23 protein-coding genes are annotated in these 23,665 nt (G+C 47.9%); 8 read left to right on the top strand and 15 right to left on the bottom strand.

What is annotated here, in order from left to right; all coding sequences use genetic code 11:
- Positions 1-69: 69 nt before the first annotated feature.
- Positions 70-267, bottom strand: a complete 198-nt coding sequence (locus ACOGW3_RS13665) for a hypothetical protein (RefSeq protein ID WP_419903486.1) — start codon at positions 265-267, stop codon at positions 70-72.
- Here ACOGW3_RS13665 and ACOGW3_RS13660 point away from each other — a divergent pair.
- From ACOGW3_RS13660 to ACOGW3_RS13650, 3 genes are all read left to right on the top strand, one after another.
- The gene (locus tag ACOGW3_RS13660) at positions 260-547 is read left to right on the top strand and encodes a type II toxin-antitoxin system RelE/ParE family toxin (RefSeq protein ID WP_419903485.1); all 288 of its coding nucleotides are present in this window, start codon (positions 260-262) and stop codon (positions 545-547) included. The genes ACOGW3_RS13665 and ACOGW3_RS13660 overlap by 8 nt on opposite strands.
- A gap of 2 nt (positions 548-549) precedes the next feature.
- A complete protein-coding gene (locus ACOGW3_RS13655) occupies positions 550-849 on the top strand; it encodes an addiction module antidote protein (RefSeq protein WP_419903484.1) in 300 nt (99 codons plus the stop codon).
- Between the two features lie 224 nt (positions 850-1,073).
- Positions 1,074-1,550, top strand: a complete 477-nt coding sequence (locus tag ACOGW3_RS13650) for a hypothetical protein (protein ID WP_419903483.1) — start codon at positions 1,074-1,076, stop codon at positions 1,548-1,550.
- Positions 1,551-1,614: 64 nt separating this feature from the next.
- Here ACOGW3_RS13650 and ACOGW3_RS13645 read toward each other — a convergent pair whose 3' ends face one another.
- From ACOGW3_RS13645 to ACOGW3_RS13595, 11 genes are all read right to left on the bottom strand, one after another.
- Positions 1,615-2,427, bottom strand: a complete 813-nt coding sequence (locus ACOGW3_RS13645; protein ID WP_419903482.1) for a tetratricopeptide repeat protein — start codon at positions 2,425-2,427, stop codon at positions 1,615-1,617.
- A gap of 165 nt (positions 2,428-2,592) precedes the next feature.
- Entirely contained in the window at positions 2,593-2,886 is a 294-nt protein-coding gene (locus ACOGW3_RS13640) for a hypothetical protein (RefSeq protein WP_419903481.1), read from the bottom strand.
- 127 nt (positions 2,887-3,013) lie between these two features.
- Positions 3,014-3,430 carry a terminase small subunit gene (locus tag ACOGW3_RS13635; RefSeq protein WP_419903480.1) on the bottom strand — a complete coding sequence of 139 codons (417 nt, stop codon included), beginning with the start codon at positions 3,428-3,430 and terminating at the stop codon, positions 3,014-3,016.
- A gap of 1 nt (position 3,431) precedes the next feature.
- Positions 3,432-3,908: a hypothetical protein gene (locus ACOGW3_RS13630; protein WP_419903479.1), complete on the bottom strand. Its 477-nt coding sequence runs from the start codon at positions 3,906-3,908 to the stop codon at positions 3,432-3,434.
- Complete coding sequence (locus tag ACOGW3_RS13625) at positions 3,905-6,274, bottom strand: DUF3987 domain-containing protein (protein WP_419903478.1); 2,370 nt, start codon at positions 6,272-6,274, stop codon at positions 3,905-3,907. Before ACOGW3_RS13625 ends, ACOGW3_RS13630 begins: the two co-directional genes overlap by 4 nt.
- Positions 6,274-6,552 (bottom strand): hypothetical protein, encoded by a 279-nt coding sequence (locus tag ACOGW3_RS13620; protein ID WP_419903477.1) that lies wholly within the window; start codon positions 6,550-6,552, stop codon positions 6,274-6,276. The genes ACOGW3_RS13625 and ACOGW3_RS13620 overlap by 1 nt, the downstream gene beginning before the upstream one ends.
- Positions 6,553-6,673: 121 nt before the next feature.
- Positions 6,674-6,877 carry a hypothetical protein gene (locus ACOGW3_RS13615; protein ID WP_419903476.1) on the bottom strand — a complete coding sequence of 68 codons (204 nt, stop codon included), beginning with the start codon at positions 6,875-6,877 and terminating at the stop codon, positions 6,674-6,676.
- 155 nt (positions 6,878-7,032) lie between these two features.
- Positions 7,033-7,896, bottom strand: coding sequence for a hypothetical protein (locus ACOGW3_RS13610; protein WP_419903475.1), 864 nt, complete (start codon positions 7,894-7,896; stop codon positions 7,033-7,035).
- On the bottom strand, positions 7,896-9,092 hold the full coding sequence (locus ACOGW3_RS13605; RefSeq protein ID WP_419903474.1) for a tyrosine-type recombinase/integrase: 1,197 nt from the start codon (positions 9,090-9,092) through the stop codon (positions 7,896-7,898). The genes ACOGW3_RS13610 and ACOGW3_RS13605 overlap by 1 nt, the downstream gene beginning before the upstream one ends.
- Before the next feature lie 362 nt (positions 9,093-9,454).
- Positions 9,455-10,564: a Fic family protein gene (locus ACOGW3_RS13600; RefSeq protein ID WP_419903473.1), complete on the bottom strand. Its 1,110-nt coding sequence runs from the start codon at positions 10,562-10,564 to the stop codon at positions 9,455-9,457.
- 143 nt (positions 10,565-10,707) lie between these two features.
- Entirely contained in the window at positions 10,708-14,043 is a 3,336-nt protein-coding gene (locus tag ACOGW3_RS13595; protein ID WP_419903472.1) for a TM0106 family RecB-like putative nuclease, read from the bottom strand.
- 98 nt (positions 14,044-14,141) lie between these two features.
- Between ACOGW3_RS13595 and mads1 the strand changes: the two genes are divergently transcribed.
- The 5 genes from mads1 to ACOGW3_RS13570 all read left to right on the top strand — a co-directional run bounded on the left by mads1 (position 14,142) and on the right by ACOGW3_RS13570 (position 22,918).
- Complete coding sequence (gene mads1 / locus ACOGW3_RS13590; RefSeq protein WP_419903471.1) at positions 14,142-14,348, top strand: methylation-associated defense system helix-turn-helix domain-containing protein MAD1; 207 nt, start codon at positions 14,142-14,144, stop codon at positions 14,346-14,348.
- Positions 14,323-17,166, top strand: a complete 2,844-nt coding sequence (locus ACOGW3_RS13585) for an SNF2-related protein (RefSeq protein ID WP_419903470.1) — start codon at positions 14,323-14,325, stop codon at positions 17,164-17,166. Before mads1 ends, ACOGW3_RS13585 begins: the two co-directional genes overlap by 26 nt.
- 126 nt (positions 17,167-17,292) lie before the next feature.
- On the top strand, positions 17,293-18,525 hold the full coding sequence (locus ACOGW3_RS13580) for an ISL3 family transposase (RefSeq protein ID WP_419901077.1): 1,233 nt from the start codon (positions 17,293-17,295) through the stop codon (positions 18,523-18,525).
- A 197-nt stretch (positions 18,526-18,722) separates the two neighbouring features.
- Positions 18,723-20,165: a site-specific DNA-methyltransferase gene (locus ACOGW3_RS13575; protein WP_419903469.1), complete on the top strand. Its 1,443-nt coding sequence runs from the start codon at positions 18,723-18,725 to the stop codon at positions 20,163-20,165.
- A gap of 2 nt (positions 20,166-20,167) precedes the next feature.
- The gene (locus ACOGW3_RS13570; protein ID WP_419903468.1) at positions 20,168-22,918 is read left to right on the top strand and encodes a DEAD/DEAH box helicase; all 2,751 of its coding nucleotides are present in this window, start codon (positions 20,168-20,170) and stop codon (positions 22,916-22,918) included.
- On the opposite strand, the gene ACOGW3_RS13565 is transcribed toward ACOGW3_RS13570, so the two are convergent.
- Genes ACOGW3_RS13565 through ACOGW3_RS13555 form a run of 3 tightly spaced genes read right to left on the bottom strand, consistent with a single transcriptional unit; the run spans position 22,900 to position 23,634 of the window.
- Positions 22,900-23,343 (bottom strand): lysozyme, encoded by a 444-nt coding sequence (locus ACOGW3_RS13565; protein ID WP_419903467.1) that lies wholly within the window; start codon positions 23,341-23,343, stop codon positions 22,900-22,902. The two genes, ACOGW3_RS13570 and ACOGW3_RS13565, sit on opposite strands and share 19 nt — an antisense overlap.
- Entirely contained in the window at positions 23,340-23,525 is a 186-nt protein-coding gene (locus tag ACOGW3_RS13560) for a hypothetical protein (protein ID WP_419903466.1), read from the bottom strand. The genes ACOGW3_RS13565 and ACOGW3_RS13560 overlap by 4 nt, the downstream gene beginning before the upstream one ends.
- On the bottom strand, positions 23,503-23,634 hold the full coding sequence (locus ACOGW3_RS13555) for a hypothetical protein (RefSeq protein WP_419903465.1): 132 nt from the start codon (positions 23,632-23,634) through the stop codon (positions 23,503-23,505). Before ACOGW3_RS13555 ends, ACOGW3_RS13560 begins: the two co-directional genes overlap by 23 nt.
- Positions 23,635-23,665: the final 31 nt, after the last annotated feature.

Here is a 23,665-nt window from a genome sequence, read left to right as displayed (position 1 = left end):
CACGCATGGCTGGTGCGCGATGCTGTTGTCATTCGCCTATAGATTTAAGCGGCCAGCCCTATTTCCCCATCATGCACAGCCTATACCGCCAGCCCCGTTGTTCCCATGATACAGATCAAGCGGCATCTCAGCCAGAACGATAGTTGGGGCAAATATAGCGATACCGCACAGGGTGATGGGGTGGCGCTGAAACTGGGTGGTAAGGATAATTGAAAAGAACTGATTGCAATCCAGTAGCCCATGGGCTACATGTGTCGTGATGGACATAAAACAGACGCCGCAATTCACTGTTTGGCTGCATAGCCTTAAAGATTTCAGGGCAAAGCAGAAAATTGCAACCCGCATCAGGCGACTGGGGTTCGGTCATTTTGGTGACACAAAGCCAGTCGGCGATGGTGTCAGCGAATTGCGGATACATGAAGGCAAAGGATACCGAGTTTATTTTGTCCAGCGTAATGGTGTGGTGGTAATCCTGCTTTGCGGCGGGAACAAGAAAACCCAATCCCGTGATATAACCGCCGCCAAGGCTTTAGCGAAAGAGGTGTAACAATGGCCATTGAACTAACCGACTTTGACCCTGCTCACTATCTTGATAATAAAGATGCAATTGCCGGGTATCTGACAGACGCCCTTGAAACTGGTGATAATGCGTTCATAACGGACGCACTGGGCGTTGTTGCTCGCGCCAAAGGTATGAGGCAACTCGCAAGTGATACAGGTCTGTCACGTGAAAGCCTGTACCGCGCCCTTAGTGCCAAAGGAAACCCAGAGTTCGGAACCGTCTTAAAAGTGGTGTCGGCGTTGGGCTTGAAGCTAACCGCCAGCACGACGAATGTGGGCGCAAATTGAAGGCGGACGCATATCAGCATGAACCGATTGCGTGCCTATGCAAGGGCCGTGAAGCGCAAATATCGCTGGTGTGATTTGTGTGTCGTAATTCTGGCAACAGCGAAAGAAGGGACAGATATGGAATCCAGACTATTTACGGCAGTCTTGGTTGCCGCTCTTTTTTACAAAGGTCTAGCCCCGTGATTTGTTACTTTCAATTTGCCGCAAAAACCAAAGTTCTGATCTTGACGTTCGTCGGAACTTTTCTATTTGCTCTGGTGATCTTTCCCAACCTCCCGATCGGCGGTGAGAGCCTTGATGCACAACCCGAATATGATTTTGCGCTTGTTCATAAACTGATGGCTCAATATGGCGAAGATGGCCGCCGCATCTATTCAATGGCCAGTCCCACTTTGGACACTCTGTTTCCACTGATCTATGTGACCTTTTTCGTCGGCCTGATTTACCGATTGCGTGCAAACGACCTGCTTGGCTGGCTTGCCATCATCCCGGTCATAACGGGGCTCGTTGATCTTGGCGAAAATATCCAGATCACGACGATTCTGCTGCAATATCCTGACATTTCAGCAGGGCAGGTACAAAGCGCATCACTGTTTACACAAACCAAGACGATTCTTGTGTTTGTGACTGGGTTTCTTGCGGTTGGTTGCGTCCTGCTGGCAACCGGAAAATTAGTCCTCAGCAAGTTTCGAAACAGGTAAAGACAAGTTTCGGGCGATGCGACTCCGCAGGGTAGCCGGGGAAACTGAAAATCCACTCTCAACATCAATACCCGCAGTTATTGTAACCGCTTTCCAAACACTCACGGGCCATCTGTTGCGCTTTTGTTATGTCGGATGGGGCCATTTTGACGGCAATAAGCTCTCTGAGTTCTTGAGCGTGCTTGTTCCCGTTTGCGGCTGTAATATTGGCCCACATATGCGCCAGCACGTAATCCTGCGGAACGCCCTTGCCGCTGTAGTAACTCACGCCAAGGCTGAGCTGCGCGAAGGCGTCCCCCTGCTCGGCGGCCAGCCTGTACCACTTGGTGGCCTCGGCGTAATCCTGCGGAACGCCCTTGCCGCTGTAGTAACTCACGCCAAGGCTGAGCTGCGCGAAGGCGTTCCCCTGCTCGGCGGCCAGCCTGTACCACTTGGTGGCCTCGGCGTAATCCTGCGGAACGCCCTTGCCGCTGTAGTAACTCACGCCAAGGCTGAACTGCGCGAAGGCGTTCCCCTGCTCGGCGGCCAGCCTGTACCACTTGGTGGCCTCGGCGTAATCCTGCGGAACGCCCTTGCCGCTGTAGTAACTCACGCCAAGGCTGAACTGCGCTTCGGCGTCCCCCTGCTCGGCGGCCAGCCTGTACCACTTGGTGGCCTCGGCGTAATCCTGCGGAACGCCCTTGCCGCTGTCGTAACTCACGCCAAGGCTGAGCTGCGCGAAGGCGTTCCCCTGCTCGGCAAGTGGTCGCCATTCTTTCACGGCGGTTTGATAATCTCCATCTTTGTACGCTTGCAGCCCTGCATCGAAGTCCTGCGCCAATGTAACGGATGGGAGCAGGGCAATAATGAGTGCTGCCGCTTGGATAATTTTACGCATAGATGAATCTCCTTCTTGTCGTTGTTTACAGCTTCACGCCTTTGCATAACGTCTCAAACTGGCGTTTGTCGCGCGACAAACAAGGTGATAATTCAACCGTGGTTTGGGGTGGTGTTCTTCTCGACACCTTTTGAATTTTTTGCGGACACATCGACGTTAAGAGAGTCAGAATACGGCAAGTATTATGAGAATCAAAATCACTAGTGAGGTAATCACAGATAAAATCGCCAATAATGTTTTGAATGCATCATGCATCAGGGCAGCACATAGTAATTTTGTCTCCTCTAACCCGTAAACAAATACACAAAACAGTAGAGACCACGGAAAAAAAAGGATCATTAGGGTGCTGATGATAGCGAAATGCCAAAAATCCAATATCAAATATGGATTTTCGATTTCTTCCTTATTTGCTTCGGGTTGCGTCACTCTACCGTCCTCGCCTTCTTGAGATTTTTTCAACCGCTATACTCAGATCACGGTTCATACGGTTAGCACCTATACGAGTCGGAGCCAGTGTGCCAGCTTCATATACGGCATAACTTACCGAACCTTCCCTCAGCTTTCTCGATGAACTATAGGGTGCGCTTCAATCAGGTCTGGCGTCAATTACATCGCCAAACAGTTGATTGCGGATATCCTCGACCGTGTATCCAACAGCTACCTGTTTTTTGTCGATCAGCATGCCATGCAGCTTGGCCTTGCCCATGATCGCGGAAACGGCGGCGGCGAGGTTGCGATTCTCCATTGCCGCTATGCGCACTGCCTCAAGTTCCGCAGTTATTTTTTCGACAGTAACCATGGTGCGTTCCTGGGCTGATTCTTGCAGGGCTTCCAGTCTTGCCCTGATCTTGTCCTTGTCGATTTCAACCTTGGCTTTCCTGTTCACCGTCTCTGGCTTCATACGTTCGGCATTGTACGCTCTACGATATGCTTCGCTGGCGTTGCCCGTTGTGATGTATTCATGGCAAAACTTTTCCTGCTTTATTGTTAGTTTGCGTTCCAATTTATGCTCCTTTTCGAGAATGCGAGCCTGCGACAACCAAATGCCCCGCCTGTATCAGCCTGTTGATAAGCTGGTAGGTGATGTTGTTGAGAGACAAGACGCCGTTGTCGCTTTCCGACACATAGCCAGAACGGATAAGCGTGTTGAGTATTTTGAGTGTAACCGTATGGCTCCAGCCAGATTTTACAATGAGGTCTGCGCGGTGACTGGCCCCATGCTCGATGTGCTGACACAGGGCGATCTTTTGCATGGCGATTTTGCCTAAGTGCTTTCCCTTGTCGTTTGTGGCTCCTACCTGAAACGGGGTGCTTGGCAGGGCCGTATCTTTTTCTTTACCCTCTACCCGACACCCCGACATAACCCGACAAAACCCCTCCTTATCGCCTTTCAGTTGTATTGTGTCTGGTTTTGTCGGGGTGTCGGGTAGAGATATAGATTTACTATTCGTATCTTCCGCTAAGGCTAACCATCTGCTCATTTTGTCCTCCAAACCTTTGGGTTTACGGCAAAGGTTTTTGCGGGACGCCCTGCACCAGAACTGGGAACCAGCGTAATCCAATCAGCTTCAATCAAAACAGCCAGAGCAGGTTTAATATCGGCAGAGGTTTGCAATCCAGCCAGTTCGCGGCGTTGTATCTCACGTGATTTGATAATGCTTAAACGTTCGGTCTGTATGATTTCAGCAATGCGACGGGCGTTACGTATCTCCAAAGGAACAGACGCCGCACCATATGCCCGAAACGCATGCTGGCGAAGGTGTTCCCCAACATAGTGGCAAGCACGGCCTATATGTGCTTTGCTGATAGTTGATAACGGCATTGCGCCATCACTGGTAGACCAGTCCAATACGGACAACACCAGAGCAACACGAACGGAAAGGCCGGGAAGTTTACCTATATGACTTTTCATAAGCCCCGTTGTTTTAGCCTCCCATGCCCTGCACTCTATTCGAAAATCATGCAGTGCAGTTTGTGCATCTTCATCAAGGTACATGAAAAACGGACGTTGTGCGCCATGCTCATCAATCACAGGTTCAAGACGGTGCATCCGTTTTAACGCCTCGACAAGGTACACCTCGTCAATATTGCCAGAGGGACGCTTCAAAGGAATTTGGTCTGGGAACACCGTTAGGAAACGTGCTGTTAAACCATCATCATCCGATTTTATCAGCAAGCTATCCAGTTTATCGGGCTGGGTGCCGCCCAAAACCGAAACAGATAAATGTTCAACAATAACAGGTTCAGGATTATTTTTACGGTCAACCGTGTAAGTTCTGCCCCCGAACGCTTCTAGCCAAAACGGACGGTCGCCACCCCCACTGTACCTGTCCATAGAGGATAACCAGCCAGATAATTCATCACGCGAGAGCAACAAACCGCGCCATGTAGCGGCCAGTAATTCAGCCACTTTTTCGGTCGTGGCATCGGTAATTCTAACCCGCTTGCGAACGGGGACTTTGCCAGCATCTGCACCATCGGGTTTTGTTGGCGGGTCACCACCATCTGATAACGCCACCTTGGCATCCGCTTTCCATTGAGACAGCACCAGTCGAGCAACTTCGTCTTTATCCTGCCAAGCAGCCCGTTCTTCCTTGTATCGACGAGTCAGCTCACTATCGATTTCCTTCAAAGGGTCTAACACCGCATCAAGGGCGGGTGATTTACCTGATGACGGGTCGCCGATTAACATACCCCAAAGTACAGGAGGTTCTTTCCACCCATCCCACGGCACCGCCCAGCGCGTATTGCCAATGATTGCGCTGGCAGTGGTCAGCAACGCAAGGGCAACATAATCCTCATGGGAGTTTTTGACCTCTGCCGCCTGTTTAATCCAATTTGCCCAGTCTCCAAAAACAACGGAAAATTCTTGCTCGGTCATTTCAAGTGCTGGTGGACGTTCGGGGCGAATGACTGCCATATCTGGGTTGGGCCACTGTGCATCGGTATCAAAGGGAATAATCGCGCCGTCTACGTTTGGAATATTCATGCCACCACCTCCCGACATAATGACATCGTTCCAATCTTGACCCTCTGGAGATTCCATTAAAGACACCGACCAGCCCAGCTGGGTAGAACGTGTTGCTAGGGCATTGGCGGCTTGCTTGCCAGCCTCATCCCCATCCACACCGATAATCAGGTTATGCGGTTCCGGGGGAAGCCCCACGGCTTTCATACCGCTTGTCGATAGTGTGGCCCAAACAACGGGGTCTTTGTCTGCGAGTATTTGTAACAGGCTTAAACCTGTCTCAATGCCTTCTGCTATGACCAGAGGCCCATCACCATAGGACAAACACACTGCACCACCACAACACGGCCCTAGCATCATTTTTGCAGACTTGGCCAAGCGTTCACCTTGCTTTGTGAAATATGTTCTATGAACGCCGCCTGTAGGCTCTACATTGGCAATCATCGCACAACACCAACTAGAACTGGGGCTGTGGTAAATATCAGTCATGAAACGCAATGACGGAGGCAATGGGACAGAGATACCGCGCCCCTGTAGATATGCCTCTGCTTTGGTTCCTGCCATCGGTTTAGCCGCATCCCATAAAGAACGCGCTTTTGCCTTCTGTTTGGCTTGATATTCGGCTTGCTTTACGTCCGCGTGTCTTTGGGTTTCAAAGCCTATGCCAACACTGTTTACGGGAATGTTTGCGGCCTTAGCTATTTCTACAAAGCTGCATCGTGACTTAAAGCAATAGGCCAGTATCTTATCGCCTTGTTGTGACAGCCTAAGGGCGTTCTGGTCACGGCGTCTTTCTGGTTGGCAGATAGGACATGGGGCTTGTCCTTTACCGTTACTATAAAAGCCACCTAGATTATGTGTGAGTGTTTGAATGTCCATTATAGGCCAAGTTCCTGTTTCAGGTCTTTGGCAGCGCGGGGGAATGCGAGTGTGGTCTGTTGGCAGTCACGGTATAGCCAGTAATGCATGATATTATTCACGCCGCGATATTCACCGCGAATAGGCCAGTTATATTTTTTCCGTAGGTTGTGAACGATTGCGGCTAATCGCCAACCATCCATTTCACGGATTTCTGTTTTATGTGATAATGTGCGTCCGTCACAGAATGACTTACACGCCCAATAAATTTGTGTCTTACTTGAATACATACGTGCCATTTGCACTGCTCCTTATTCTCAAAATGCTTGAAATTCGGAACGGGGCTGGTATGGTGTGGTTATATTTAGTTACCACTATCCAACACCTCGAAAGCCCCGTTTGTCCGAATGGGGTTTTCGTTTAAGCGACCTGTTCTACACGCTGGTCATTGGCCCATTTATTAAGGTCAACGCCGTGGTAGATTATCTTGCGGCCCAGCTTATAAAAAGCAGGTGAACGCCCGTGGTGGCGCATTTGGGCTTGCTTTTCTTTACTGCCAAGCAAGGCAAGAATTTCAGGGTCGTTCGGTTGATAGTGACGGGTTTCGTCGAATAATGCAGTCATTGGGTTACCTTTCGATATGTTCGATAGGTCTCCAATTATGGGCAGTTTTATTCGCTTGGGAACAGGGGCAAAAAGGGCAAAAGTCTAAAACAGTTTTGCCTAGGGGTTTTGCCTCAATTTAGATGACTTTTGCCTATTTTTTCTAGGGTTTTGCCCTACTTTTTTAGCCTAAGTCCACGCTTGAGGGTGTCTATGGTGTAGCTGTTGCCAGTTTCGTTTTCTATCTCGGCCAGCACCGCCTTCCATGTTTTATTTCCATGCCCAGTGGGGAATACCCGCCTGTAGTCTTTTGCGGCGAGGTCTCGTTTTCTGGGGCGTCCTGATTGTACTTGCGGGGCGGCGGCTTGGACTCTTGGGTGTGGTTGCGGGGCAGGATTCAGCTTCAACCATTTATCACATTCTGATTTCATGTTTTTCTCGCTGGCAAACTGTTCACTCACACAAATAGGCCAACCTTCAAAAGGCCTGATTATATTGGCCGTATTTATAAATCTTTCTACTTTGGACGTCTCAATATTTTTGATATAGTCAAACCCTTTGAGTGAGATTGTGTAACCACAACGCTCAAAATACATTGGTAACAGATGATTACAGTTTGCCTCACCAGTAGCAGCGGCAAATTCCCAAGGATTGTAACTATCAGGTGCTTTAAGTTGGTCACGATACGCCTTTGAAAAACGATCTGGCGGCAGGGTGGATAACTTAAATGTATTCGCAAAATCTAGTGATAGATCCACATTCGCACCTCTAAAATACAACTCCTTTGTCGAGATACGCGCAGCCCCATTGATATTCAGAGTATCTAATGTCGATATCATCCCTTCTGGGGATGCTATAAAGGCATTCCCCTCAATAAAATTGAAAACAATATCTTCCAATTCATCCATGGGAGAGGTGGAAAAAAAGTCGTGTAAATCGTTCCTTCTTGTTTTAAATTTGTGTAGTACGCCTTGAAAAAGACTGCCTTCAAATTTTCTAACTATTTCCGCCATAGTGATATAGCCTTCAGGGCAAAACATTAACCTATCCTCACAATCTTACCTGTATTCCCGGTCACAAACTGCGACCAGCGTTCCATCAATGCCCTGCGCCGTTCCAGCAGGTCAGACCGCGCATAGGCTTGCTCAACAGCAGACCCGACTTTGTGCGACAGGCTCATTTCAGCCACCTCACGCGGCGCATTGGCAACCTCCGACGCCCAATCCCTGAATGTACTGCGAATCCCGTGTACCGTGACGTCCTCGACCTTCATGCGGCGCAAGAGCATAAGCATTGCCATATCGGATAACGGCTTGTGGCGTTTCTGGCCCTCAAACACATATGCAGAGGCCATAGCCTGCAACGGCTCAATTATTGCCAGCATTTCGCATGTCAGGGGAACGCGGTGGTCGGTAGCGGTTTTCATCCGCTCCGCTGGCACGGTCCACAAACGCGCTTCTAAGTCTACTTCATCCCAGCGCATGCCCAATACTTCACCAGTGCGCGAGCCAGTCAGACAAGTGAACATCAAAGCCCTAGCCGCCATAGTCTCACGGGTGCACAAATCAGCAAAGAAGGCTGGCACGTCTTGCCACTTCATAGCCGCATGGTGTTTGGGCTTCTTGGTGACCTTTGGTAATACCTTGGCGTCTTTAATCTCGGTGATCGGGTTTTCCCCAGTCCGAAAGCCCTTTGACTTCGCCACATCCAAAACAGTCTTGATACGCTGCGCCAGTCGCTTTGCCGTTTCGTGCTTTTCTGTCCATATGGGCGATAGGCACATCAATGCCTCTGGCTGCCCTATGGCGTCCACTGGCATCCGTCCTATTTTTGGAAACGCGTAATCCCGTAAAGTGTTAATCCACTGCTGCCCATGCTTGGCGTTCTTCCATGTTGGCATACGGTCGATATGCACTTGCCGGGCGATTTCCTCAAAAGTCGGGATTTCCTGCTTGGCATTGAAACGTGGACTAAGCCCCTGCTTTGCCATACGGCGATATTCCAAGGCTTTGGTTCTTGCTTGATTAAGCGTGACAATATCCGCACCACCCAACCCAAAGTCTGTTCTAAGGGGCGCACCCTTTCTATTCTTCTGTCCCTGCACGACAACACGGACAACCCAACTACGTGAGCCAGAAGGCTTAACGACAAGATACAAGCCGCCGCCATCACCGTGGCGACCCACACCTAAGTTCTCAACCAGCTTCTTTGTTAGCTTCCCTGTCAGGTGGGACATTATAAATTACCACATTTGTTACCACTCAACGAAAACATACAGGGGTAATCGAGAAAATACCAGAATAATCCAAGACGCCGCATTGCCCAATGAAATAAGGGTTTAATGCTATTCAAGGCGGGTGAGTGTAATTGTAAATAAGGGTGGATTGGCGGTGTATTGAACCCCTTTGAGTTCGAATCCTCTACACCTACCATAGTGTTGCAACAAATAATCGACCTGAAAACAATAGAAAGCAAGTTTTATGTTGCAACACCTTGTGCTGCTTTGATTTCCGCTCTTGGCATGGCTTCCATCATAATGATGAAAGTACCGTACCAACCGTGGGTTCGAATCCCTGTTTGGGATTCATTGGAAACGTGTCATTCTTCGCGGTCCTGGAGCCTGTAACTGGTACTACGTCCACCCCCGGGATTCTGAATAAATATACCACGTTCCTTCAGCTCTTGGATATCACGCAAGGCTGTATCGTTCGAGCATTTAGCCAGCTTGGCGTATTTCGATGTGTTCATAAAGCCCTCAAAATCATCTTCAAGCATACGGTTGATGATCAAGCGCTGACGGTCATTCACAGGCTTTTGATTGATCATATCCCAGAGCTGCGCTTTGAACAGCACATTACCAAGCGTGTTCTCCGCATTGCTGATGGCGCGACCAAGGCAATCCAAGAACCATGACAGCCAGTCTGTGATATCAGGTTTTGAGCGTTGTTGCGCTTCCAGTTGATCGTAATACTGTTTGCGCTCTGCTTCGATCTGGGATGACAGGCTGTAAAAACGGTCTGGTGTGCCATCGGCACGAGCGAGTGCCATGTCACCAATAGCGCGGGCAATACGCCCATTGCCATCTTCAAACGGATGGATTGTGACAAACCACAAGTGAGCTATGCCAGCCCTGATAACAGGGTCAATGCCATCACCGTTACCAAACCATTTGAGAAAAACTTCCATTTCCTGTTCTAAGCGATCTGCAGCAGGAGCTTCAAAATGAACCTTTTCTTTGCCGATAGGGCCGGAGACAACCTGCATTGGACCAGCCTCAACAGTCCGCCATCCCCCAACGATGATTTTGTGCATGCCGCTGCGCCCTGTTGGAAACAAAGCAGCATGCCAGTCAAACAAGCGACCTTTGGTTAATGGCTTGGAGAGCTGTTGTGTGGCATCCAGCATCATCTCAACGATACCTTCAACGTCGCGGCTCGCCGGAATAAGCCCTGCAATATCAATCCCAAGCCTACGGGCAATAGACGAACGCACTTCCTCTGGGTTCAGGTTTTCACCTTCAATGGCCGATGATTTAACGACATCACTGGTAAGTGTATTAAGAGACGCTTCGCGCTTAAGCTTAAAGCCAAGCCCTTCCATGCGCCCCAGCAAACGACCTTGGCGATGGCGTATATCGGCCAGCTTGGATGCAAGGGATTCTGTATCCCATGTAAAGATTGGCCAGTCTTGATGTTCATGAATCCACATATTTAATCACCGCATTATTTGAGGTGATTATAACCGCTATTCACCGCAAGGTCAATATAAATCGCCGCATATAGTGCGGTGATTAAGCCCATTATTCACCGCAGACCTATTGAACAACCATTTTGCCGAAGTCAGCAATATGGTCAGGCAGATGTTTGTGCGTACTCATCCAGCCAGCAGAATGTATTGACCAGTTTCATCTGCTCCACAGTGCCGCATGGGATTTCCAGCAGCTTGGGATTGGCGACCACTACTGCCAAACACTGTGCGCGAGAGACAGCCACATTCAGGCGGTTCTTGCTGTAGAGGAATTCAATATTGCGCGGTAGGTCTTCGGCGCTGGATGTCACCATGGAAATCAGCACGATGGGCGCTTCTTGGCCTTGGAACTTGTCAACGGTGCCGACCTTGGCATTGTCCGGCAAGATAGAGCGCAGGTAATTGACCTGCACATTATATGGGGTGACGAGCAGAATATCGTCTTCGGTGATTGGGCGTGTGCTGCCATCACGGTCGGTAAATTCTTGGCCGAGCAAGGCATCATATTTTTCTTTGATAATTTCGCCTTCTTCTACGCTTTTTTGCGAGCAGCCCTCATGCTCTGCTGGTATCATGACAATCCCTTCATTGGGCAGATCAACGCGTTGCAGATTCAAGCTGCGCTCGGCTGTTGTTTCATGGGCTGTCAGGCGACCATCATAAAAGGCATCAGAAATAAACTGGCAGATGCTTGGGCGCATACGGCGTGTCTGGCCCAGAAAGATACCGCGCTCTGCCGGGATGGTCGAATGATCGCTCAGCAAGAATTCCAGCACTGATAGTCCGGCTTCGCCCGGATGGGTGCCCTGGATGGGCTGGCCCAGTTGCATCTGATCGCCGACCAGAATGATGTTCTTGGTTGCCGTGGCCATAGCGACCACATTGGCCGTGGCAACTTGCCCGGCCTCATCAATAAACAGGTAATCAAGCTGACCGTCAAAGTGCGGGCTGGCAAAGGTCCATGCGGTTCCAGCGAATAGATCAGCACCGAGGCTCATATTATCGGTTTTGGTTTCTGAGCGAATGAATTGCCCGTCAAAGACGGTTTCATCATTACCGCCTGTGGCTTTTTTGATGCCGTGGAAATGCACGCTTTTTTCAGCGGCAACGCTCTCCACTTTTTCAAGCAGATTATGAATGGCTTTGTGGGAGTTGGATGTAACACCGATTTTCTTGCCGAGCTTAATCAGGTCCACAATAATGTGGCTGCTGGTATAGGTTTTCCCTGCGCCCGGAGGGCCTTGAATAAAGAGATAGCTGTTTTGTAGCGCGGCAATGGCTTCCAGCGCATCGTCTTGCAAATCGTCAGATGTGATGACTGCTTCTCCCGGCTGCTTATCCCGAATGCGTGGTACATTGCGTGCTAATAGCTCGGTGGCCGCATGGGTGCCTTCTGGAGCTTCCAACACATGGTCAGCGTAGCGATAAATGGCTGAGCGGATGATCTTGCTGTCAATCGGTCCCGGCGGGCCAATAGACAGGCTTTCCGGCAATGGTTCTTTAGTGGCTCCGCGTTTGATCTTGACGATGCAGGCATCCTCATCGATCTCAACAATGGTGCCTGCATTTTCCATGAGGGCAATGTCAACGGCCTGTGCGCCAACCTTCAGCTTGTATTCTTGTGATGGGAAGCGGTAGCTGTAAATCAGGGAGCGCTTTTCAGGCTCTGGGCTACCAACCTGTTGCAGGCCTCCAAGGCATTCCGTATCGTCAATCAGCTCATCTTCAAACTTGTTCTGGCGCTCAAAGCTGCTCCACCATTGGGGTTTGGCTTCCCGGTTATGAAACTCTAGCAGATGCGATAGCCGTTCATTGGTGGGTGGTGGGTTTTCTTCGGTCACACCAAGGCGGGTTTGGTAGTCATCATATTCGATTTCCCAGTCCTTGCGCTGCAGCTCTTCTTCTTCCGTACATTCAGGCAAGCCCTTAAACCACGGCGCATCTTCTGGCTTAAGCGTCAGCAGCCAATCGCGCAGCAGATGGGTGGAAACGCAGTCCACCTCATTGTAATCAGAAATCTCTTGCAGCAATTCATCAGCACCTGTTTCACGCCACTCATTGTAAACAATGATGCTATCGGCTGCGGTCGCTACGGCATTGGCACGCTTGTCCATATAGAAGGTTTCCATGTTCTTGATGGAATAGCCGGGTTCAGAGGTGCGGATGCTCTCACGCACCACCAGATACAGATCGATGAATTTTTGATTGCGGAGCAGATTATCCAGCTGCTCTTCACACACAGCATAACGGCAGGCCAAGCGTTTCAGAGCTGTCGTTTCATAATGGTTGTAGTGATAGATATGGGCGTGCGGATGTTTTGCCAAGTGATCAGCCAGAAAGCCCATGAAGCATTTGAAGGTTTCTTTTTCTTCTTCGTGGTCATGCGCCCAGAACGGCAAGAACAGCTCCTTGCCATCTTTGAAATAATAGACCCCAAATAAATATTCCAATCCATTTGGGTAAAGCGGATCGCCTTCCATATCAAAGAACAGGTCACCACCATCCGGCACAGGCATGCGGGTAAAGCCTTTGCCCGGTGGGAACGGGATGATCTCGCATTTATCTTCGCCCGTTGCGGCTTTGTGATGTTGCAGGACAGCTTGTGAACGCAGACGTAGGCATACATCTCGGCTTAAATCAGGAATTTTGGTATCGGGCGTTGTGGCGGCAAGCTCCGCAACGGTACGGATGCCAGCTTTACGTAGCTTGTCCATCTGTGAGCGTTGGATATTGGCCACAAGGCTTAAATGGTCATCTTGTTCCCATTGCGTTTTGCAGCCCTCGCGCCATGGGCAGAAATTACAATGGCTGCAAGGCTCGGGATATGAGTCTGCTGGCAAATTTTGCAGATAGGTTTCAAAGCGGCCTTTGGCGCGGGTGTAGTAATAGAAAAAGTCGGTCACGCGAAAGCTGTGTTTTGCATGGTCGCCCAGAAACAGATGCATATCAGCCGGGGGCAATCCTTGTAAGTCAGTCAGTAGCTCAGAATAGACACAAAGCTGCATGATGTGTTTTGGCTCAGCCGTTCTCCCCAGTTTGGTGTCCAGCACCTCGTAGCTGAAATCACCCAAGTTGGACGGTGTATCGCACTTGATCAGGAAATCGGCATCTCCCCGCCATGGCGGTGCAAAGAAAACGGCCTGATAAATTACGTCTGCACCAGACTGCATGGCCTCTAATGTCAGCTGGGCGCGATCTTGCAAATTACGGTCTTTGGGGATTTCAATGACGGATTTGCCTTCATCCTTGAGCTGCTGGAGGTAAGCTGCCTCATGCTCCAAGCCTTTTTTCTGCAGCAGCTGACCCGTGGTGCTGGCCTCGGCCTTGTCCATGCTCTCGCTCAGCGCCTTCACATCAAGGAAGCTCGCATGGTGACACCCCAAAAAGGTGACCAAGTCCGATGGTGAGTAGAGAATTTGATCGTTACCGTACTGCTGCATTAATTGTCTGCTTTTGTGCTGTGAGGATTAAACTACTTGAAAACTACTCAAGTTTCCAGTATTTTCAATCATAATTCCTAATTTGGAGCCTAATTGACATGACTGACGATGAGATTTTAACCGTCAAAGAGCTGGCGGCATACCTGAAAATAGCTGAGAAAACAGCTTATCGCTTTGCATCTGAAGGCAGATTGCCGGGCTTTAAAGTGGGAGGAGCATGGCGATTCCGTAAGAGCGAAATCGATCAATGGACAAAAGAGCAAAGCACAGGCGGTAAAAATGAGTCAGGCACAAAAGCAGAATAATGTAAAAACGGAAAGTTATACCGAACATCAGGCGGCCTATCTGGCACACACTTTGACTATTGACGGCTCTGCCGAAGACAACCTTTCAAAATCGCTTGCTTCATCGAAGGTGGATATGAATCCTCATCAAGTTGAGGCTGCTTTGTTTGCTCTAAGATCGCCACTATCGCAAGGTGTTCTATTAGCTGATGAGGTGGGGCTTGGTAAGACAATTGAGGCCAGCCTAATCATTGCTCAGAAATGGGCGGAGCGTCACCGCAAGATCATTCTTATTGTGCCTGCCATGCTTCGAAATCAATGGTCACAGGAGCTTTTAGAAAAATTCAATATTCCATCATACATACTGGAATCATCTTCTTATAACGCTGATAAAAAGTCTGGTGCGCTCAATCCTTTCGACCTGAAAGAAGATCGGGTTTTAATCTGCTCGTATGAATTTGCGTCACGTAAAAATATTGACTTAAAAAGCGTCAACTGGGACTTGGTTGTTTTTGATGAAGCACACAAGCTTCGCAACATCTGGAAAAAAGACGGCGCAAAAATAGCCAAACGACTGCAAGAAGCGTTAGAAGGTCGTAAAAAAATCCTGCTTTCTGCAACTCCATTACAAAACTCACTGCTTGAGTTGTATGGCTTGGTTTCGATTATTGATCCTCATTTTTTTGGGAGCGTTGAATCATTTAAAGCCCAATATGTCGGGGCCAAAACGACCGCGAACAATCTCGATATTTTACGTCACCGTCTTTCAAAGGTTTGCAACAGGACGCTTCGCCGTCAGGTTCAACAAGAAGGTGGTATTAATTTCACACGTCGTCATTCAATGGTCGAGGATTTTCGTCCTTCCACTGAGGAAATGGAACTCTACAATCAGATTTCATCATATCTGCAGCGTGACGATATTGCCTCCATCAAACCCGGTGCAAGGCACCTTGTAACCCTTGTGATCAGGAAAATTCTCGCCTCTTCATCTTTCGCAGTCAGCGGCACGCTCGATAAAATGATTACACGCCTAGAAGAGAATGCAGCAGCTGGCCTCGAAAGCCTAGATGATTATGAAACAGCTGGTGAAGTCGCCGAAGAAATGGACTTGGAGGATGATGCAGCGGCCATTGACCAAGCCAAGCTTCGTGAAGAGATCGAAGAGCTCAAGTCCTATAAAGCAATCGCTCAGAAAATTCAGCAAAACGCCAAGGGTGAAGCGCTTTTAACTGTGCTGGATAAAGCTTTCTCAAAAGTGGGAGAACTTGGCGGCCAACGCAAAGCGGTAATCTTCACCGAATCATGTCGCACGCAGAAATATCTGCAGGAGCTGCTTGAGGCTAATGGCTATCAAGGACAGCTGGCACTGCTTAATGGGTCCAATAGCGATCCAGATTCCAAGCGAATATACAAAGAATGGCTAGAGCGCCATGCTGGTAGCGACAAAATATCAGGATCAAAAACCGCTGATATGAAAGCGGCCATTGTTGAGGAGTTTAAGAACAAAGCCACAATCCTGATTTCCACCGAGTCCGGGGCAGAAGGTGTGAACATGCAATTCTGCTCCCTTTTGATCAATTATGACTTACCGTGGAACCCGCAGCGGGTTGAGCAGCGTATCGGACGTGTGCATCGTTATGGCCAAAAGTGCGATGTGGTGGTCGTGAATTTTGTTAACAAAGGCAACAAAGCCGACCAGCTCGTGTTTGAGCTTTTGGCCCGCAAATTCCAGTTATTTGAAGGTGTGTTCGGTGCCAGCGATGAAATCCTTGGGGCTATTGAATCTGAGATTTCTATTGAGAAGCGTATCAATGATATTTTACAAAAATGTCGTCATGCAGATGAGATTGAAGCCGAATTCAATACCCTTCAAACAGAGTTAGATGATCTCATTGAAGAAAAAGAGCAGAATACACGAGAAAAGCTTCTGGAGCATTTTGATGAGGAAGTCATTTCTCGCCTGAAATCACGAAAAGAAAAAATACAATGGGTCATGGATGAACACGGGCGGAAAATACGCGCTTTCTGCAGAGGTGTTTTGCCACTTGCCGATCACTTTGATGATGGGTTTATGCACGATGGGCAGCGCTTTTATTGCGACTGGAAGCTGGCGGAAGAACAAAACGGTCATTTCCTGAAAATTGAAAACCCACTTGTTGCAAGCTTGATTGACACTGCCAAGCAAAACAGCCTTACGCCCACAGAAATCACGTTCGACTATGACAGTTACGGCATGCAATTGGCTGACTTGAGAAATATGCGAGGCAAATCTGGCTGGCTGAAGTTATCCAAACTAAAAATTGATTCCATCGATACCGTTGAAAAACTGGTATTCAGCGCTGTTGCAGATGATGGCTCAACCCTCGACCAACAGCAATGCGAGCGCTTAATGCTAATCCCGGCAACCCAAGGCAGTATGGTAAGCATTGATGGCACTATCCTTGGCAAAATTGAACAAGCAGAACAATCTGCCACGACCTTGCATCTTGAAGACGCGCAGCGCCTAAATGAAGAATACTTCAATGAAGAGCAGGAAAAACTTGATCGCTGGGCCGAGGATTCCAAAGATGCAATTCAGCAGGAATTAAATCGACTGCAGAAAGATATCCGGGCTGCCAAAAAGGCAGCCCGCGCATTGAAAACGCTGGAAGAAAAAACAGCCGCTCAGCGCCAAGTCAAAAAGCTCGAAAAAGAGCATGATAAAAAGATGATGGAGTTTTTTGAAACTCGTAAACAAGTCGATGAGAAGTCAGACGAATTGCTTGAAGAGATCGAAGCCAAGCTTAAGCTGTCCCACACAGCCGATGAGGTCTTTACCATTCGCTGGAATTTAATTTGAGGACGATCACATGAGCCGTAAAAAACAAAAAGGCTCTTCTCCGCTTTGTTGAGTAGAAAAAGATGCCGACCGCCAAGTAACCTGTTGATATGTATGGTTTCTGATAACTTTACATAGAGCAGGTATATGACAATCAACATCTCGCAGCATATTTTAGGCCTCAAAGGGCAACGTGTAAATGAAATTAAACTGGATGACGGCGGTGTTAAGATTGTCATTCACTGCAGCCGAGACGCGCGTAGGAGGGCTATAGACCCTGCTACAGGCCAGAAGGGAAGCATCAACCAGCATGTCCGCCGACAAGTAAACGACATCCCCCTTTTTGGGTATCCTTGTGTGGTCGAGATTGAGCTGGCGCAGGTTTATATTAACAAGGGCGAACGCCGCATTGAGGGGTGTGATTTTGTTGATAAAGGGTGCCGTTTCACTCACCGATTTTGCCGACTGATCAGTGGATTATGTCGGCATATGTCTATTCAAGCGGTTTCCAGACATTTGGATATACGATGGGAAACGGTCAAGAATATCGACAGGGCATACCTTATTGAAACTCTCCCTACGCTTGATCCTGCAGAGCTAACTGGCTTGGAATATATTGGTGTAGATGAAGTTGCCCGGGCGAAAGGTCATGACTACATGACGGTGGTCTACGATATGGTTGGCGGTCATCTGATCTGGGTTGAAGCAGGCCGAACTGCCGAGGTTTTTTCAAGGTTTTTGAAACAACTGCAACCAGATACAGCCTGCAAAATAAAGGCCGTAGCGATGGATATGGGGCCTGCCTACCAAAAGGCTGTCAGAGAGTCCTTGCCGTTGGCCGACATAGTATTTGACCGTTTCCACGTCATGAAAAACTACAGCAAAGCTATCCATAATCAGCGTCGACTTGAGTTCAGAAAGGCCGATCCAAGTGGTAAAGAGTTGATGAAAGGGACGCATTATCTGTTGCTCAAAAATGCGGATAAGTTGAGTGAAAAACAAAGTGACAAGCTGCAAAGGTTGCTGGAGAGCAATAGCAACCTGAATGCACTTTACGTCTTGAAAGAACAGCTTCAGCTGCTGTGGAGTGCCGCTTCATTTGAGGCGATGGCGGAGCAACTGGAACGTTGGTGCCTGATAGCAGATCAGTCACAGATGCTCTATCTAAAAAAGTTCGCGAAATCCCTACGGAAACATTGTGTGGGCATCTGCAACTACGCCAAACACAAGCTCACAAGCGCCAGGATAGAGGCTGGTAATGTCAGTATAGGAATGATCCGTAAGCGAGCCAGAGGCATCAAGGATACCGAATACTTCAAACTCAAAATTAGACAATCATCCATTCCAGATAATCAATCTATGCTCTATTTGAAATCCTAAATCTACTCAACAAAGCGGAGAAGAGCCAACAAAAACTAGAATTAACATGGATCGGGAAAGATAAGCGCCCTCGGCTTGAGCCACGCATCCTGCTGGAAGACCCTGAAAAGTCCTATCACGCCAAGGAGCGCGTTACAGAAAATGACATCTTTGATAATAAGCTTATTTTTGGCGACAACTTACTTGCACTCAAGGCATTGGAGTCAGAATATACTGGACAGGTAAAATGTATTTACATCGACCCCCCATATAATACTGGCGCAGCATTCACCCATTATAACGACGGGTTGGAGCATTCAATATGGCTCGGCCTAATGCGAGACCGATTGGAAATATACAAAAAGCTTCTCAGTGACGATGGGCTACTCTTCATACAAATTGATTACAGAGAAGGAGCAAGATTGAAGTGTTTGCTTGATGAAGTGTTCGGTGAAACCTGCTTCAAGAATGAAATCATTGTTCGCCGAGGAACAAAGAATGTTCAATCTCAATTTGAAACTATCGATGCTCTTTCAGTAGGACATGACACAATATTCTTGTACGCAAAATCACAAGGTACGCGCCTGCCTAAGTTAATGGCCTTTCAAGAAGATGCCGAGCCCGGGAAATGGGATACATTTTGGCGAGGAACAGATCGAAAAACAATGCGCTACGAAATCTTTGGTATAAAACCAGAGACAGGTCAGTGGAGATGGGCTGAGAACAGAACAAAAGTAGCGATAAAAAACTACCAAGATTATCTTGATAATTATTCAGACAGTATGAGCTTGGATGATTATTATGGACTGAAAGTTCAAGAAACAGGTGAAAAGCTTAACTTGGTTAGATTAAGCGAAGATAATGTAGTCCAATATTATGTTCCGCCAAGAAATTATAAAATGGTTTCAGATGTTTGGATGGATGTTCGCACATCTGGAAAATATACTGATTTCCCGCATGAAAAGCATGAAGAACTTCTAGAGCGAATCGTTAGGTGGTCAACTAAACCGGGAGATATTGTTCTCGATAGTTTCGCTGGCTCAGGTTCAACTGGAGCCACTGCTCATAAAATGAATCGTAAATGGATTATGATCGAGCTCGGAGAGCACTGCGATACTCACATATTACCACGAATTGAAGCGGTAATTAACAATATTGATGATGGGGGAATATCCAAAGCTGTAGATTGGAAAGGTGGTGGCGGTTTCCGTTATTACCGACTAGCACCATCCATGTTGGAAAAAGATAAATGGGGCAACTGGGTCATCAGTAAGGATTACAACGCCGGAATGCTGACCGAGGCCATGTGCAAGCATATGGGCTTCACCTATGCACCGGATGAAAGCCACTACTGGATGCATGGTCACTCAACGGAAACCGACTTCATCTATGTGACAACCAGCTCACTGACGCATGAGCAGCTGCGGGCAATCAGCGAAGAAGTTGGCCCGAACCGGACCCTTTTGATCTGCTGCAAGGCATTCAACGCCAATGCAGAAGCATTCGATAATTTAACCCTTAAAAAGATACCGCAGGCGGTTCTGACAAAATGTGAATGGGGCAAGGATGATTACAGCCTGAATGTCGCCAAGCTGCAGCCAGCAGAAAGCGATGATCAGGCCGAACCCGACCTATTTACCGAAGAAAGTAAGGAGGTATAATCATGAACCGTACTGTAAGAAACATATCTGCTCGCCTCTCGCTGCGCCGACCGCAGGATGAATCTCTTGATATTCTGGCTCGTGTGCTTGAAAGCATCGAACTGTCAAAAGACACGGACCTTGAGCGCGACCTTGAAGTCATAAAAAGCATGTACTCTTCCGTTCAGGATTTTGAGCGTGATTTCCCATCCATCTGTTTTGCGTTGGCAACCGGGGTTGGTAAGACCCGCTTGATGGGCGCATTTATCAGCTACCTGTATTTGACCAGCCGAAGTCGACACTTCTTTGTGTTGGCACCAAACCTGACCATCTATGAAAAGCTGAAGGAAGATTTTAGCCCACAAAGCCCTAAATACGTCTTCCGTGGCATTCAGGAATTCATCGCAAACCCACCCGTTATCATCACAGGTGAAGATTATGACAGCGGCAAAGGTGTTCGCTTCGATGAAAATAATTTCCGTGGTCAAGGCCGCTTGTTTGAAGATAGCGACACGCCATTTATCAATATCTTCAATATCTCAAAGATTAATGCGACCGAGAATAAAAAAGGTGCTGCAAAATCTAAAACACCGCGTATCAAACGCCTGCAGGAAACTATTGGGGAGAGCTATTTTGAGTATCTTTCCAACCTGCCGGACTTGGTCATGCTGATGGACGAAGCGCACCGCTATCGCGCCACAGCAGGCGCAAACGCCATTAATGAGCTAAAACCAGTGCTGGGTATAGAACTGACGGCTACACCGAAAACAACAGGTGCAACGCCTGCTGATTTTAAGAATACGATTTATGCGTATTCACTATCAGAGGCTATGGAAGATGGGTATGTGAAAGACCCAGCGGTGGCTACGCGTAAAGACTTTAAGCCTGAAAACTATACGCCTGAGCAACTTGAGCGCATTAAGCTGGAAGATGGTATCCATCACCACGAGCATGTGAAAGTCAAGCTTGATGTTTATGCGCGTCAGTATGATAAAAAGATCGTCAAGCCGTTTATGCTGGTGGTGGCACAGGATACCGAGCATGCTCGCCAGTTGCGTGAGCTGTTAGAATCCGATGCTTTCTTTGAAGGACGATACAAAGGCAAGGTTGCCGAGGTTCATTCCAAGCAATCTGGTGCGGAAGAAGATGAAAACATTCAGCGCTTAATTTCCGTTGAGGACCCGAACGAGCCAACAGAAATCGTTATTCACGTTAATAAGCTAAAAGAAGGCTGGGACGTTACTAACCTTTACACCATTGTTCCTCTTCGCGCATCGGCTTCTGAGATTTTAACCGAGCAAACTATTGGCCGTGGCTTGCGATTGCCATATGGACGCAGAACAGGTGTTGAAGCGGTTGATCGCCTGACGATTATCGCCCATGACAGATTCCAAGATATTGTGGACCGCGCCAATGATCCAAATTCGATCATCAAGAAGAAAATTGAGATTGGTAACGGCGGCGATGTACCGTTTGAGAAACCTCAAGCCATCGCCGTTCCATCTTTAGCTTCAATGGCATTGGCTGGTTCTTCTGTGTCTGGAAATGATTATAATCATCAGCCAGAAACAGCAACGGCGACCATCATAAAAACGCCACAGCATCAACGAGTTGCTGAGGTGACGATGGAAGTTGCTAAACGATACGAGCGTCTTAAAAGCTCTAGAGAACTATCAACGCCTGAAATTCAAACGCAGATCATCAAAGAAGTTTCAGAAATCATTAAGCCGGATCAGGGTGCTTTGGAGCTTGAACCTGATAGCGCAAACGCTGTGGTTAAAGAGGTAGTTGAAACAGTTACAAAGAATCTTGCTGAATTAACAATCGATATTCCTAATATCGTTTTGATTCCATCTCGTGATGTGACTTATGGCTTCAATGATTTTGATCTTGATGGTTTAGAACGATTGAACTTTCAGCCTGTTAGCCAAGAAATCTTGATCCGTCAGCTTCGTACCAGCAAAAGTAGTCTACTTTCTTGGGACGGTGGTTACGATAAAGAACAGAGCCTTGAAAACTATGTCATTCGTGGCCTGATTGATCATGACCTTGTTGACTATGATGAACATGCTGAATTGCTTTACAAGCTTGCTGGACAGATTGTTGCCCGCTTTAAATCTTATTTATCCGATGAAAGCGATGTCGAAAATGTTTTGATCCATAATCAAGGCAAAATAACCGACTTTATAGTCGCACAGCTTATGCAGCATTATTGGGAAACACCTACGGACTATCAGGTAAGTGTAAGCAGAGGATTTACAATATTGAAGCCATTCAACTGTACTATTCAGGAAGGCGCAACACCCCGAGATTTCAGATCTATTCTAGAAGTCAAAAGTGATGTGAAAAAGATTGTTTTTGGCGGCTTTGCAAAATGCTGTTATCCGCTGCAAAAATTTGATTCGGTAGATGGTGAGCTTAGGTTTGCTCAGATTTTGGAAGATGATGGTAAAGTCATTCGCTGGATGAAGCCAGCACCGGGCTTCTTCCAAATTGAGTATAAAAATGGTGTTTCTTATGAGCCGGATTTTGTCGTTGAAACTGCGGATGCCAAATATCTATGTGAACCTAAAATGGCTTCAGAGATGAAGAGTGACACAGTTTTGGCTAAACAAAAAGCAGCTGTGCGTTGGTGCCAGTTTGCCACTCAACATGCCCAAGAAAATGGCGGCAAGCCATGGCACTATGCTCTTATTCCACACAATGCCATTACTTCGAATAGAAGTTTTGACGGATTGATGAGCGAATACATGACTCAGGCAGAGCTGGTTTGATAAAAACCAGCCTCTGCAGCCCGACGCCGAACCAGCCCTTTGAGCTTGCGTCCACCCGCCCAGACCCAGCGCATGAATTGCTCTGGAACCTCGCCATGTTCCTCGCGGTTGATTTTACGACGTAGTGTTGAACGCTGGAGCGCATCACCACCCAGATTATAGGTGAATGACACCAGCGCATCAAACTGACCGTCTGTCAGCGGCACATTGATTAAGCGCAGGACAGCACGCTCTGCAATCTGGGCATCTTGACGCAATAATTCCTCGGCCTGTGCTTCATCAATGCCTGCCGAAAAATCCTCATCGTCTTTGACAACGTGACCATAGCCGATTGTGGGATAACCAGCAGGACAAAAATAAACGGTCCGAGAGAAGCCCTCGAACCGTTTGATCAGCTCCAGTCCGTTTTGTGTGATGTGTCTCATTTTTCCAGTGTTCCTATAACTTTCAGGTTCTTGCTGCCATATTCAAAAACGCCATGCCATTGCTCTTGCCCGAGGACATTCTTGCGCTCAATTATCAGCGTAAAGCGGTTAATGCCGTATTGTTTGGCAGTGGCGTAATCTTCCAGCGCGTACCAAGCTTTACGGGCCAGTGTGGTGGCCATTTTTTTTGACGGTGTATTCAAAGGCATTCAGCAGTGCTTCCAGCTCTGCATCGGTGCATTTTTCGTTTTGAACATCCTCAATCATGGCCTTGTAAAATAGTTTGCTCATGGCGTTATCTCCTTGTTTTCTATTGCTTTTT

It is taken from the genome of Kiloniella sp. (genome assembly GCF_965205715.1).
Classification (GTDB): domain Bacteria; phylum Pseudomonadota; class Alphaproteobacteria; order Kiloniellales; family Kiloniellaceae; genus Kiloniella.
The sequence above is the reverse complement of the archived record's forward strand: the minus strand, read 5'-3'. Positions and strand labels throughout refer to the sequence as shown.

Coding starts and splice junctions, on each gene's coding strand:
- ACOGW3_RS13645 (WP_419903482.1), bottom strand. CDS start 2,427: ATGCGTAAAATTATCCAAGCGGCAGCACTCATTATTGCCCTGCTCCCA.
- ACOGW3_RS13580 (WP_419901077.1), top strand. CDS start 17,293: ATGACAATCAACATCTCGCAGCATATTTTAGGCCTCAAAGGGCAACGT.
- ACOGW3_RS13610 (WP_419903475.1), bottom strand. CDS start 7,896: ATGTTTTGCCCTGAAGGCTATATCACTATGGCGGAAATAGTTAGAAAA.
- ACOGW3_RS13620 (WP_419903477.1), bottom strand. CDS start 6,552: ATGGCACGTATGTATTCAAGTAAGACACAAATTTATTGGGCGTGTAAG.
- ACOGW3_RS13555 (WP_419903465.1), bottom strand. CDS start 23,634: ATGAGCAAACTATTTTACAAGGCCATGATTGAGGATGTTCAAAACGAA.
- ACOGW3_RS13615 (WP_419903476.1), bottom strand. CDS start 6,877: ATGACTGCATTATTCGACGAAACCCGTCACTATCAACCGAACGACCCT.
- ACOGW3_RS13630 (WP_419903479.1), bottom strand. CDS start 3,908: ATGAGCAGATGGTTAGCCTTAGCGGAAGATACGAATAGTAAATCTATA.
- ACOGW3_RS13560 (WP_419903466.1), bottom strand. CDS start 23,525: ATGGCCACCACACTGGCCCGTAAAGCTTGGTACGCGCTGGAAGATTAC.
- ACOGW3_RS13625 (WP_419903478.1), bottom strand. CDS start 6,274: ATGGACATTCAAACACTCACACATAATCTAGGTGGCTTTTATAGTAAC.
- ACOGW3_RS13660 (WP_419903485.1), top strand. CDS start 260: ATGGACATAAAACAGACGCCGCAATTCACTGTTTGGCTGCATAGCCTT.
- ACOGW3_RS13600 (WP_419903473.1), bottom strand. CDS start 10,564: ATGTGGATTCATGAACATCAAGACTGGCCAATCTTTACATGGGATACA.
- ACOGW3_RS13570 (WP_419903468.1), top strand. CDS start 20,168: ATGAACCGTACTGTAAGAAACATATCTGCTCGCCTCTCGCTGCGCCGA.
- ACOGW3_RS13655 (WP_419903484.1), top strand. CDS start 550: ATGGCCATTGAACTAACCGACTTTGACCCTGCTCACTATCTTGATAAT.
- ACOGW3_RS13665 (WP_419903486.1), bottom strand. CDS start 267: ATGTCCATCACGACACATGTAGCCCATGGGCTACTGGATTGCAATCAG.
- ACOGW3_RS13585 (WP_419903470.1), top strand. CDS start 14,323: ATGAGTCAGGCACAAAAGCAGAATAATGTAAAAACGGAAAGTTATACC.
- mads1 (WP_419903471.1), top strand. CDS start 14,142: ATGACTGACGATGAGATTTTAACCGTCAAAGAGCTGGCGGCATACCTG.
- ACOGW3_RS13565 (WP_419903467.1), bottom strand. CDS start 23,343: ATGAGACACATCACACAAAACGGACTGGAGCTGATCAAACGGTTCGAG.
- ACOGW3_RS13605 (WP_419903474.1), bottom strand. CDS start 9,092: ATGTCCCACCTGACAGGGAAGCTAACAAAGAAGCTGGTTGAGAACTTA.
- ACOGW3_RS13595 (WP_419903472.1), bottom strand. CDS start 14,043: ATGCAGCAGTACGGTAACGATCAAATTCTCTACTCACCATCGGACTTG.